This is a genomic window from Dietzia sp. ANT_WB102, from assembly GCF_008369165.1.
In the GTDB taxonomy this organism is placed as follows: Bacteria; Actinomycetota; Actinomycetes; order Mycobacteriales; family Mycobacteriaceae; genus Dietzia.
This window is the reverse complement of record NZ_VOBA01000002.1, coordinates 341760-354145: the sequence shown is the minus strand read 5'-3', so window position 1 is coordinate 354145 and position 12386 is coordinate 341760. Positions and strand designations below refer to the sequence as shown.

Sequence of the window (12386 nt, the reverse complement as noted above, 5' to 3'; positions counted from 1 at the left end):
CGATTCTGCCGGTGGTTCCTGCTAAGACAATGGGATGAGCAGTGTCACAGACCAGATCGTCGAACGGCTCGCCGACGTCGCCACGGCCCTGGACACCCGTGACTGGGACGGGCTGGGCGCCCTCTTCACAGAGTTCGCGACCGGGTACGGCGCAACCGGCCGCGAGGCGATCGTGGAGAGGGTCCGGGACCATCTGGGGGGTTGCGGCCCCTCGCAACATTTGCTGGGCAACCACCGCGTAGAACTCGACCTCGACGGCGATCCAGACCGCGCGCGGAGCCGGACATACGGGCGGGTCCTGCACCGGGGTGCCGGCGACCTCGCCGGACTGACCTACGAATGCATCGGCGAATACACGGACCAGTGGACGCGAACAAGTGAGGGATGGCAGATCAGTTCGAGGTGGTTCGAGCTCAGCTTCGACCTCGGCGACGCCCGAGTGCTCCGGCGGGAGTGACGTCTAAGGCGCTGGAATCCGCCGTACACGCGGAAATGCGGAGAGGGCCCGAGGCAATGATGCCTCGGACCCTCTCCCGGAGCTCCCCCAATTGGACTCGAACCAATAACCCTTCGATTAACAGTCGAATGCTCTGCCAATTGAGCTATGGGGGATCAGTGCTGGTGACCGGCAGTCATGCCGGATACCGAGATCTCACCTTAGTGCGCCTGTACCCGCCAGACCAAATCGGCAGGTCAGGCAATGTCCGGGGTCGCCCCGACCGCCTGATTCAGCAGGCCGCGCCGGTACTCCTCCAAGGCCACCAGATCACCGAACAGCGCTGAATAGCCCTCGGGATCCTCCGCCGGACTCATCCGCTGGACCTTGGACTTGAGATCCGCGATCTGGCCCGAGACCCACACCTCCTGCAGTCGCGCCAACACGCCGGAGATATAGCGCGGCAACGCGTCCTCGGACACCCGCAGCGTCTCCACGGCCAGACTCCCGGCCAGCCTGCGCAGCCCGTCGTCGCTCAACCCCTGGGAGACCTCGGAGACCCAGTTGGCACCGCTCTTGCCTGCAGCGCACCCCCCGGCCGTGGAGAGCGCCTGGGCGATAGTGGCGTACGCCGGGTGGGTGAAGCACTCCTCCGGCAAGGAGTCGAACAACGGGCCCGCCAGGCCCGGGTACTGCAGGGCCGCCTTCACCGCCTCCCGCTGCGGCCACAGCACGGGGTCGGCCGCGGCGGGGATGGGCACGCCCGCCGGAACTTCCGGCGTCGGCGGAGCTTCGCCGCCGGCGGGCTCGTCGTCGTACCCCCCACGCCCACGAACGCCTCCCCCACGCTCAGCGGCGTCCCGCCCCGGTCGGGTGCCTCCGCCCGGGGTCGCCGGAGCGCGCCTGCGTAGCCCCGGACCCGATGTCGAGCGCGACCGGCCCTTCTTGCGCGCCTCCTCGCGGACGCGACGCACCACCGTCGCTGGGTCGTCCCAGCCCACCCACCCGGCGAGTTGGCGGGCGTACTCGTCCCGCAGCGTCGAATCGCGGATGTCCGCCACTACCGGCACCGTGCGCCGCAGGGCCTCGACACGTCCCTCTGCATGGTCGAGGTCGTAATCCTCGAGCATCGAGCGGATCGCGAACTCGAACATCGGCACCCGCGCAGACACCAGATCCCGCACTGCCGCGTCGCCCTTGTTCTGACGCAAGTCGCAGGGGTCCAGCCCGGGCGGGGCCACCGCCACGAACGTCCGACCCGAGAACTGCTGATCGCCCGAGAACGCCCGGAGCGCAGCCTTCTTGCCCGCCTCGTCGCCGTCGAAGGTGTAGATGATCTCGCCGCGGAAGTAGTTGTCGTCCAGCATCAGACGCCGGAGCGTGGACAGATGGTCCTCGCCGAACGCGGTGCCACACGCGGCGACCGCGGTCGTGACGCCGGCCGCGTGCATGGCCATGACGTCGGTGTACCCCTCGACGACAACCGCGCGGCGCTGCGAGGCAATCTCCCGCTTGGCTAGGTCGAGACCGAACAGCACCTGCGACTTCTTGTACAGAATCGTCTCGGGCGTGTTCATGTACTTGCCCAGCGTGTCGTCCTCGAACAGCTTGCGCGCGCCGAAACCGATCACCTCACCGCCGAGGTTGCGGATGGGCCACAAGAGTCGGCGGTGGAAACGGTCGATGAGCGTGCCGCGAGAACTCGTCTTGGACAGCCCTGCCGCCTCCAGCTCCTTGGGTTCGAACCCCTGCCGCATGAGGTGTTTGCTCATGGTGTCCCAGCCGGCGGGGGCGTATCCGCACCCGAAGTGCTGCGCCTGGGCCATGTCGAACCCACGGTCGGTGAGGAAGGTGCGCGCGGTCTCGGCCTCGGGATCCTCCGCCAGCCGCTCGGCATAGAACTTCTGCGCGGCGGCGTTCGCCTGCGCGAGTCTGGACCGCGTGCCGCGATCGCGCTGGATGACCTGACCGCCGCCCTCGTAGGAGATGCGGTAGCCGATACGGTCGGCCAGCTGTTCGACCGCCTCGACGAAGCTGATGTGCTCCATCTTCATGAGGAAGGCAAAGACGTCACCGCCCTCCCCTGTGGAAAAACAGTGGAAGTAGCCGTGTTGCGGACGCACGTGGAACGACGGGGTCTTCTCGTCCGTGAACGGGGACAGCCCCTTCATCGAGTCGATGCCGCCGGGTTTGAGCGCGACGTACTCGCCGACGATCTCCTCGATGCGAGTGCGTTCGCGGATCGCGGCGATGTCCTGCTCCGGAATCCGCCCTGCCATGACGCCCAGAGTAGCCGCCTCCGGCGAGGACCGGCGTGCCCCCTGTTCGAGGCCGATACGCTGGGGTCATGATCGTCGCCCAACTCCTGCCCGACGCCGCCCGGCGACCCCGTTCCCGGTTCAGCCAGGCCCCGGTGACAGTCGTCGCGACGGTGGTCGCGTTCCTCGCCTGCGCGCTGGTGTGGGCCGCCCCCGGCGCCTCCGCCGAGCGCCCGTCGAACCTGCAGCAACAGCTCACCGACTCCGCTGGCGTGTTGGGCGGCGACACCCGCGAGGTGGAGAGCCGACTGGCCGAGCTTCGCTCGACCGATCAGATCCAACTGTGGGTGACGTTCGTCGACAGCTTCGACGGGATCCCGCCCGACCAGTGGGCCCGGCAGACCGCGCAACTGTCCGACCTGGGGTCCTCGGACGTCCTGCTCGCGGTGGCCGTCGAGGACGGCAGGTACTGGTTCGAGTCCACAGACCAGCGTTCCGACCAGCGGATCGCCGACCGGGACATCGAGCCGAAGCTCGCGGTCGATGACTGGTCGGGCGCCGCGATCGGGGCAGCCGACGGCCTCGAACGTCAGGGGTCGGGCTCCGGCCTCTCCGTCGGTGCACTGCTGGCGATCATCGCGGTGATCGCGGCCGCGGTGGCGCTGCTCCTGGTGGTCACCCGCCGACGCCGAGCCACCCGGACTGCTCGTCAGGCAGAGTCGGCCCGGGACATCCCCGGTGACGACACCGCGCGGATGTCCGCGCTACCTGTGGAGGTTCTCGACGCACGGGCGCGGGCCGGTCTGGTGGATGCCGACCAGGCAGTGGATGAGTCCACCTCGGCCCTCGAGACCGCCGCTGGGGAGTTCGGCGAACTGCGTACCCGGCCGTTCCGATCCGCGCTCGACTCGGCGCGATCCGAGGTTGCCGCTGCACACTCCCTCGTCCAGCGCCTCGACGACGACATCCCCGAGACGCCCGACCAGCGCAAGGCCATGCTGCTCGAGGTGGCCGCCCGCGCCGAACGCGCCGAACGCGGCCTCGAGGGGCAGGCGAAGGCCTTCGCCGAGATGCGCGACCTGCTCATCAACGGCGGCGCCTCCGTCGACGCGCTCACACGTCGCACGGTCACCCTGCGCGCCCGCCTCCCCGAGGCCGAGAAGACGATGTCGGACCTGCGCGAGCGGTTCCCCGCAGCGGTCCTCGCCTCCATCTCCGACAACCTCTCCCTGGCCGAGCAACTGATCGACGCCGCGGAGGGCGAGACCGCGCGCGCCCGGGCCGCCCTGGCCAGGCCAGTGGGCGAGCAGGGCGAGGCCGTGGACGCCATCACCTCCGCCGAGGGCGGATTATCGCGCGCCGAGAAGCTGGTCGACGGGGTGGACCATGCCTCCGACGACATCGCCGCCGCGCGTCGTGACCTCGATCCGCTGATCGAGGAGGTCGAGGAGGAGCTCGCGCAGGCCTCACAACTGCTGGCGTCCACCGACATCAGCGACTCCACCAGCAGAGAGCTCACCCAGGTGGCGACCACCGCCCGTGAGGCGGTCGGAGCGGCCCATCGCGACGGACAAACCGATCCCCTGGGCACCTTCTCCCGCCTCATCGACGTGGACCGTGACCTCGACGAAGCCCTCGCGGCCGCCGGGCACGAGGCTGAGGAGGCGAGCCGCGCCCGCGCCGCTCGTCGGGCCGCAATCACCCGCGCAGCCGGAGCGGTGCGCGAAGCCGACGACTTCATCGGCAGCCGCTCGTATGTCATCGGCCAGGCGGCCCGTACCCGGCTCGCGGCGGCGAAGAACTCGCTTTCGACCGCCGAGGCCACGGTCGGTCCTGCCGCGTTCCCCGCCGCTGAGCGCGCCCTCAACCTCGCCCGCGAGGCCCTGCGGCTGGCGCAGAGCGACGCCTCCCGGCCCCAGTACACCGGCGGCTACGGAGGCCGGGGCGGACGTGGGGGGTCCAATACCGGTGCCATGGTCGGCGGCATGGTCGCCGGGGCGCTGATCCAGGGGATGCTCCGCGGCGGCGGGGGCGGCTTCGGCTCCTCCCGCGGCTTCGGCGGCGGGGGCGGCTTCGGCGGGGGCTTCGGGGGCGGTGGCGGCGGTTTCGGTGGGGGCGGCGCGGGCGGGCGGTTCTGAACGCGCCTGTCCGACAGTCCTCGCGGCCGGGTTTCTCCCGCTTCTGACCGGATGAGGAGAGCCAAGTCGGCTCGGCTGTCGGAACTCGCAACTAGCCTCCATAGTCATGACACGTCGGCGCACAACGCTCATCGCGGTGATTGCGGTAGTCGCTCTCATCGCAACCGCGGTAGCGGTTGGTGCCTGGTACCGCCCGATGCTGCTCACCGGCACCGGCTACGCCGCCCACAATGCATGTGCCCTGCACTTCCTCGTAGGCCGCGAGGACTACGAGTCCGATCTCCCGCCCAACCCGCTGGTCCCCTTGATGCGGTCGTCGATCGACGAGGAGGCCGGGACCGCGACCTCCTCGGTCCTGGGGGTGGCCTTCCGGCAGAGCGCCCACGTCTCCGAGTACGGCTGCGCACTCGGGGGACGCGCCGCTGGATCCCAGGGCAACAGACCACCACCACCGTTACTCGAGGACGGCCCACCGGGTGTGCTCCTAACCGAGGCGGCCGATGCCCCGGACGAGATCTCGCCGGCACTCGACGAAGCCGCAGCACAGGACGGGACGCGTGGACTCGTCGTCGTCCACCGCGGCGAGATCCTCGGCGAGCGGTACGCCGACGGTTTCGGCCCGGACACCCGCCAGCTCGGCTGGTCCATGGCCAAGAGCGTGGCCGCCACGCTCGTCGGACGCGCCCAGATCGAGACCCCCGACGTCGACCTCGCCCCCGACGCCACGGGTCTGCGCCCCGAGTGGACCGACGATCGCTCACAGATCTCCCTGGATGACCTGCTTCGCATGACTTCCGGCCTGGAGTGGGACGAGGAGTACGACCTGGGGACGCCCATCACCCAAATGCTCTTCCTCGAGCCCGACATGGCCGCATTCGCCGCCTCCCAGCCGCTGGCCCACTCCCCCGGCTCCTACCGCCAGTACTCGTCGGGCACTTCCAACATCGTCTGCGACCTCCTGCACGAGCGCACCGGGCTCGGTCCCGAGATGGCCTCCGAACTGCTCTTCCGCCCGCTCGGGATGCGCAGCGCGGTCCTCGAGGCAGACGCCTCGGGCGGGTCCGTCTGTAGCTCGTACCTATGGGCGACCCCGCGGGACTGGGCCCGGTTCGGTCAGTTCGTGCTCGACGACGGCGAGGTGGACGGCAGGCGACTGCTGCCGGCCGGGTGGATGGACTACGCGACGACCGGCGTGCCGGCCGGCGGTGAACCCGAACCGTACGGAGCACAGTGGTGGCTCAACGATGCCGGGGACGGCTCCCCGCTCCGATTCGCGGACATGCCGGCGGATGCCTACTGGGCGTCCGGGCACGACGGGCAATACATCGTGGTGGTCCCCTCAGCCGACCTCGTGGTGGTCCGCACAGGCTTCTCCCCCGGATCGAGCATCGACTCGCTCGGAGTCGACCGACTCGTCGGCGAGGTCGTTCGCGCCGTCGGCTGACCCGCAGCTCAGCCCCACGCGGCCTGGATGCCGGCACTCGCGCGGTCGACCCGCTCCAGCCGGCTCTCGGTGTACAGGGCGATCTGGTCAACGATCACTCGCATCCGTGACTCGTCATCCGGGGCCGAGTCCCACAGCGGACGCAGGACCGGGTCGAGACTTGCGGGAGCGGACTGGGCGAGGAACTCCGCCACCCGGTGGATCCGGTCGCGCTGGCGATCCTGACGGAGCCGGTGCCCCGGGTCGCTCATGACGTAACGCACCGCCATCGTCTTGAGCATCACCACCTCAGACTCGACCTCCGCCGGCACTTCAAGATCTGCGCTGTAGCGCCCATGCGGCTCGGCGCCGTGCACCTCGCGGGTGGCGTGGATGGCAGGCATGACGAACCGGCCGACCAACTCACTGGTCAGAGCCTTGAGCGCCACGAACCCACTGAAGCTCGCGTCGAAGGGCTGCACGGCTCGAACCACGTCGAGCGCGCCGAGGCGGCCAGCAGCCTGCTCCAACTGGCCGGCATCCGGTCCACCGAACTCCTCTGCCCCCAACTCTGCCAGCGCGGCGACCTCTGACCGATCAGAGAGCGACCGCAGATCCAACCGGCCGGCAACGATCGCGTCCTCGACGTCGTGGACCGAGTACGCAACATCGTCGGAGAAGTCCATGATCTGCGCCTCGAGGCACCTGGTGTCCCCGGGCGCGCCCTGACGGATCCATGCGAGGGTGTCCGCGTCGTCCGCGTACGCGCCGAACTTCCGGGTCCCCTCCCGCGGCAGCCACGGGTATTTTGTGGCGGCGTCCAGGGCCGCCCTGGTGAGGTTCAATCCCACCCCGCGGCCGGACGCGTCCACGACCTTGGGCTCGAGACGCGACAGGATCCGGACGGTCTGCGCGTTGCCCTCGTATCCGCCGAAGCCGCGGGCAACCTCGTCCAGCGCGCGCTCGCCGTTGTGACCGTAGGGCGGGTGTCCGATGTCATGGCTCAGGCCCGCCAGATCCGCCAGGTCCGGGTCACAACCCAGACCAGCCGCGATGCTGCGGGAGATCTGCGCAACCTCGAGAGAATGGGTGAGGCGGGTCCGCGGAGTGTCCCCGTCACCGGGACCGACCACCTGCGTCTTGTCGGCTAGACGGCGCAGCGCCGCCGAGTGCAGGACGCGAGCGCGATCCCGGTCGAACGGGCTGCGCTCACTGGCCTTCCCCCGCGTCCGGCCGGACGCTTCGTCCACCCGGCGCTCGGCGTCCGCGGCCTGGTACGCGTAACCCGTCATTCACGTCTCCTCCGGGCGTCGCCGCCCCGTAATCCTGCGGCCCGGTCGAGCCTGACCGTGTGGCCCGCCCTGGCGGTTCAGCCCGGGAAGTCCACCTTGCTCCCCGCGATCCGGTGGTACTGATACCAGAGCACTGCGCCCGTCTCGCGGACGATGCCCAAGATCTGGTTCTCCCGCGTCCACACCGCCGGCCCGTGACGAGTCGGCGAGGTCCACGCGTCCAGGCCCGCATCCCGAGCCATCATGCGCGAACGGTACGAGTGGGTGGGATCGCTGACCAGCACCACCGACTGGCCACCCTGGTCGCGCACGGTCTGCGCGACCGCATCCAGACTGCCCTCGGTGTTGGTCCCGGTTTCTACCGCCAGGATCGCCTCAGCGGGCACCCCGAGCTGGGTCAAGTAGGCCCGACCGGACCCTGCCTCGGTGTAGAGGTCGCCCGGCTGGTTACCGCCGACTGTGATGATCTGCGACGCGACCCCTTGATCGAAGAGCACGGCCGCATGTTCCAGCCTGGCCTGAAACACGGGGGTGGGGGTGCCGTTGTGCTGAGCCGCACCCAGCACCACGATCGCATCCGCCGGGGAACGGTCGTCAACACGAGCCACGTGCCATACCCGGAAGGCAATGAATCCGGGTATGACCAGGCACAACAGCAGTGCGATGCCCAGGAGCCAGCTGACGGCCCTGGACACCACGCGAAGCGGGGACCGGGATCTTCTCACCCAACCAGTGTGCCAGGAGAGTCAGTCAGCACCCGATCAGCCGCTGCGCGAGGTACCCCTCGACCTGGTCGATCGCGACGCGCTCCTGCGCCATGGTGTCGCGCTCACGGATGGTCACGGCCTGGTCCTCAAGGGTGTCGAAGTCGACCGTGATGCAGAACGGGGTGCCGATCTCGTCGTGGCGGCGGTAGCGGCGGCCGATGGCCTGGGCATCGTCGAAGTCCACGTTCCAGTTCTTGCGGAGCTGGGCCGCGAGGTCGCGGGCCTTGGGTGACAGGTCGGCGTTGCGCGACAGCGGGAGCACTGCGGCCTTGATCGGCGACAGCCGGCGGTCGAGCTTGAGCACGGTCCGGGTGTCCACCCCGCCCTTGGCGTTGGGGGCCTCGTCCTCGGTGTAGGCGTCGACGAGGAACGCCATGAGCGAGCGGGTCAGGCCGAAACTCGGCTCGATGACGTAGGGGATGTACTTCTCTCCCGAGGCCTGATCGAAGTACTGCAGGTCCTCGCCCGAGTGGGTCTGGTGCTGCGTGAGGTCGTAATCGGTGCGGTTGGCGACGCCCATGAGCTCGCCCCACTCGTTGCCAGAGAACCCGAACCTGTACTCGAAATCGATGGTCCCCGCCGAGTAATGAGCTCGCTCGTCATCCGGGACGTCGAACCGACGAAGGTTCTCCGGATTGATCCCCAGGTCGACGAACCAGTCCCAGCAGTCCTCCACCCACTTCTTGAACCACTCGTCGGCCTCCTCGGGCTTGACGAAGTACTCGATCTCCATCTGCTCGAACTCCCGGGTGCGGAAAATGAAGTTGCCGGGGGTGATCTCATTGCGGAACGCCTTACCGATCTGACCGATGCCGAACGGCGGCTTTCGACGCGCGGTCGTCATGACGTTCTTATAGTTGGTGAAGATGCCCTGAGCGGTCTCCGGCCGGAGATAGTGCAGTCCGGTCTCGTTGTCCACGGGTCCGAGGAAGGTCTTCACCAGGCCCGAGAACAACTGTGGGTCGGTCCACTGCCCCTTGGTGCCGCAGTTCGGGCACGCGATCTCGGACATCGGGGCGTCGGCCGGTGAGTCGAGCTTCTTCTTGGCCGCGTACGCCTCCTGCAGATGGTCCTGGCGCAACCGGGTGTGGCAGGACCGACACTCGACCAGCGGGTCGGTGAACGTCTCGACGTGCCCGGAGGCTTCCCACACCTTGCGGGGCAGGATGATCGACGAATCCAGGCCCACCACGTCGTCGCGGCCGGTGACGAAAGTCCGCCACCACTGCTTTTTGATGTTGTCCTTGAGCTCGACGCCCAGAGGGCCGTAGTCCCACGCCGAACGGGTCCCGCCGTAGATTTCGCCACTCTGGTACACCAACCCCCGGCGCTTACAGAGGTTGACAACGGTATCGATGACGGAAGCTGAGGCTGCCACGTCGGGGGTTCTCCCTTTGGTGAGTCGTTTGGCGGAGGTGTCGGGTGGACCACCTCGGCGCGGGCCGGCGCCCGGGCACTTGTCCCCAGGGTATCCGGTCGGGCCCCCGGGTCTGGGATACTGGGGTCCCCTACCCGATACGGTGCCGGCGGCGACCGAGCCCATCAGCGAGCCCGGAAGGCGGAGACGATGCCAAGCGGACCCCGATCGACCGGACCCGAGCCGGTCACGGACGTCCACGACGCTGACCACCGGGCCGCACCCGTTCCGCTGCCACCCGAGCAGGTGATGACCGCAGCCGGGGGACTACTCAGGGCCCTGTCCGCCCCGCTGCGCATCGGGATCGTCCTCCAACTGCGGGAGGGTCCGCGGTGCGTGCACGAGTTGGTCGACGCACTCGGCGTCACCCAGCCGTTGGTGAGCCAGCATCTGCGGGTTCTCAAGTCGTCCGGAGTGGTCTCCTCGCACCGGCAGGGTCGGGAGATGCGCTACGAGCTGTTGGACGGGCACCTGCTCAACATCGTCGAGGCGGCCGTCGGGCACGCCGAGGAGCAGTGAGAGTTGACCACTCCGGGTAAACCGATCGGCGTACGGTCGACGCGTCAGCGCAGCGCCATCTCCGCTCTCCTGGACGAGTCCAAGGGCTTCCGTTCGGCCCAGGACCTGCATGCTGAACTCCGTGAGCGGGGCGACACGATCGGGCTGACCACTGTGTACCGGACACTGCAGTCGATGGCCGACGCCGAGGCGGTCGACGTGCTGCGGACCGACTCCGGGGAACTCATCTTCCGGAAGTGCTCCGACTCGCACCACCACCACCTCGTGTGTCGAGCGTGCGGGTTCACCGTGGAGGTCGAGGAGCCCGGGGTGGAGGTGTGGGCTCAGAAAGCAGGCCGGGCGCACGGGTTCACCGATGTCAGTCACACCGTCGAACTGTTCGGGCTGTGCGCAGAGTGCGCGGCGGGCACCGAGGACCGACTGCGGGCCCCGGGTGGCGCCGCGTCCGCTGCTGCCGACTCGGACTGACCGCAAGCCCGTACCCGGCGCGACGGCGGTCAGGAGCTGGTGACGCCTCCGAAGCGCCGGTCGCGCTCCGCGTACTCCAGGCACGCCGCCCACAGGTCCCGGCGGTCGAAGTCCGGGAAGAGCGTGTCCTGGAAGACGAACTCGGCGTAGGCGCTCTGCCACAACATGAAGTTCGACGTGCGCAGCTCCCCGGACGGCCGCAGAAAGAGGTCGACGTCCGGCATGTCCGGCTCGTCGAGGTAGCTGTGAAAGTTGTTCTCCGTAAGGTCGTCGGGCGAGAGCTCGCCGGCGGCCACGCGGTGGGCGAAGGCGCGGGCGGCGTCGACGATCTCGGCCCGTCCCCCATAGTTCACGCACATCGCGAGGGTCATCACCGTGTTGTCGCGCGTGAGTTCCTCCGCCTCCTCCAACTCCGAGATGACCGACCTCCACAGCCGGGGCCGCTGACCCGCCCACCGGACCCGCACGCCCAGCGCGTGCATCTCGTCACGACGCCGGCGCAGGACGTCCCGGTTGAAGCCCATGAGGAAGCGGACCTCTTCGGGGCTGCGCTTCCAGTTCTCGGTGGAGAAGGCGTACGCGGACAAGTAGGGGATGCCCATCTCGATGCAGCCCTCGACGACGTCCATGAGCACGGCTTCGCCACGCTTGTGACCTTCGGTCCGGGGCAGCCCTCGCTCCTGCGCCCAGCGGCCGTTGCCGTCCATGACCAGGGCGACATGGCGGGGGACGAACTCTGCCGGGATGGCCGGCGGGCGAGCTCCCGACGGGTGCGGCGAGGGCGGGCGGACCGTCGTCTGCCGGGCTGGACGTTTACGAAATCTGGGTAGTCCGGGCACGGGACTCCTCTCCTGGATCGACGGGGCCGACCGCGCCGCGGTCGACCAGGGGAAGACTGCGCAGGTCGCGCTCGAGATGCCACTGCAAGTGCTCCGCGGCAATACCGGAGGCCTGCCGCACGACGGCGGGCGAGGACAGGGCGACGGCGTCCCACTCCCCCGCCAGCAGCGCGGACAGGTGCTCGGCGACGCCGGGCGAGAGCATGGCGCAGCCCTGCGGTCGGCAGTGCACGCACACGGTCCCCCCGGACGCGACGTGGAACGCACGGTGCGGTCCCACCACGCCACACCGCACGCAGCAGTCCAGCACGGGCTCCCAGCCAGAGGCGGCCATGGCGCGCAGGAGGAATGCGTCAGCGACCAGGCCCGGCTCGCGGCGGTGTTCTGCCAGTGACCGCAGCGCGTTCACGGCGAGACCGAGGAGCCGCGGGGTGGGTGCGCCCTCCTCGCCGGCGAGACGCTCGGCGGTCTCCAGCACCACGCACCCGGAGGTGTACGCGGGGTAGTCCGCGACCAGTGGACGTGCCAGCGACTCACGGCTGCTGGCCTGACGGACCGTCCCGAGACCGCTGCGGCCCCGGCCCGGGGCGATCTGCACCTCCACCACCGCGAACGGCTCGAGGCTCGCCCCCATCCGCGACCGGGTGCGGCGAACGGCCCGGGCGACTGCGCGGATGAGCCCGTGCTGGTGGGTCAGCAGCGTGACGATCCGGTCGGCTTCACCCAGGTCATAGGTGCGCACGACGAGGCCCGTATCGGTGAAGGGGTGCATCCGGGCCTCCCTGGCGGGGCGGGCGCGCACGCGGATGCGTGTGCGCGGGGTGTCCAT

At 69.3% G+C, this 12386-nt stretch carries 11 protein-coding genes and 1 tRNA gene; 5 read left to right on the top strand and 7 right to left on the bottom strand.

The window, feature by feature from the left end:
* The first annotated feature begins 34 nt into the window (after window positions 1-34).
* Window positions 35-457 (top strand): nuclear transport factor 2 family protein, encoded by a 423-nt coding sequence (locus tag FQ137_RS13345; protein ID WP_149293092.1) that lies wholly within the window; start codon window positions 35-37, stop codon window positions 455-457.
* Between the two features lie 82 nt (window positions 458-539).
* On the opposite strand, the gene FQ137_RS13340 is transcribed toward FQ137_RS13345, so the two are convergent.
* Window positions 540-612: transfer RNA gene (locus FQ137_RS13340), tRNA-Asn, on the bottom strand.
* An 81-nt stretch (window positions 613-693) separates the two neighbouring features.
* On the bottom strand, window positions 694-2715 hold the full coding sequence (gene dnaG, locus FQ137_RS13335) for a DNA primase (RefSeq protein ID WP_149293091.1): 2022 nt from the start codon (window positions 2713-2715) through the stop codon (window positions 694-696).
* Window positions 2716-2783: 68 nt separating this feature from the next.
* Between dnaG and FQ137_RS13330 the strand changes: the two genes are divergently transcribed.
* Together FQ137_RS13330 and FQ137_RS13325 are read left to right on the top strand one after the other, a co-directional pair.
* Window positions 2784-4832, top strand: a complete 2049-nt coding sequence (locus FQ137_RS13330; protein WP_149293090.1) for a TPM domain-containing protein — start codon at window positions 2784-2786, stop codon at window positions 4830-4832.
* Window positions 4833-4938: 106 nt separating this feature from the next.
* Entirely contained in the window at window positions 4939-6276 is a 1338-nt protein-coding gene (locus FQ137_RS13325) for a serine hydrolase (RefSeq protein ID WP_149293089.1), read from the top strand.
* A gap of 8 nt (window positions 6277-6284) precedes the next feature.
* Here FQ137_RS13325 and FQ137_RS13320 read toward each other — a convergent pair whose 3' ends face one another.
* From FQ137_RS13320 to FQ137_RS13310, 3 genes are all read right to left on the bottom strand, one after another.
* Entirely contained in the window at window positions 6285-7547 is a 1263-nt protein-coding gene (locus FQ137_RS13320) for a deoxyguanosinetriphosphate triphosphohydrolase (protein ID WP_149293088.1), read from the bottom strand.
* Between the two features lie 77 nt (window positions 7548-7624).
* Window positions 7625-8242, bottom strand: a complete 618-nt coding sequence (locus FQ137_RS13315) for a YdcF family protein (RefSeq protein WP_149293305.1) — start codon at window positions 8240-8242, stop codon at window positions 7625-7627.
* Window positions 8243-8297: 55 nt separating this feature from the next.
* Window positions 8298-9692, bottom strand: a complete 1395-nt coding sequence (locus FQ137_RS13310) for a glycine--tRNA ligase (RefSeq protein ID WP_149293087.1) — start codon at window positions 9690-9692, stop codon at window positions 8298-8300.
* Between the two features lie 189 nt (window positions 9693-9881).
* Between FQ137_RS13310 and FQ137_RS13305 the strand changes: the two genes are divergently transcribed.
* Window positions 9882-10250 (top strand): helix-turn-helix transcriptional regulator, encoded by a 369-nt coding sequence (locus FQ137_RS13305; RefSeq protein ID WP_149293086.1) that lies wholly within the window; start codon window positions 9882-9884, stop codon window positions 10248-10250.
* 3 nt (window positions 10251-10253) lie between these two features.
* Window positions 10254-10718 (top strand): Fur family transcriptional regulator, encoded by a 465-nt coding sequence (locus FQ137_RS13300; protein ID WP_149293085.1) that lies wholly within the window; start codon window positions 10254-10256, stop codon window positions 10716-10718.
* 29 nt (window positions 10719-10747) lie between these two features.
* Here FQ137_RS13300 and FQ137_RS13295 read toward each other — a convergent pair whose 3' ends face one another.
* Window positions 10748-11557 carry an isoprenyl transferase gene (locus FQ137_RS13295; protein WP_149293084.1) on the bottom strand — a complete coding sequence of 270 codons (810 nt, stop codon included), beginning with the start codon at window positions 11555-11557 and terminating at the stop codon, window positions 10748-10750.
* Window positions 11532-12386, bottom strand: a complete 855-nt coding sequence (gene recO, locus FQ137_RS13290; RefSeq protein WP_370452400.1) for a DNA repair protein RecO — start codon at window positions 12384-12386, stop codon at window positions 11532-11534. Before recO ends, FQ137_RS13295 begins: the two co-directional genes overlap by 26 nt.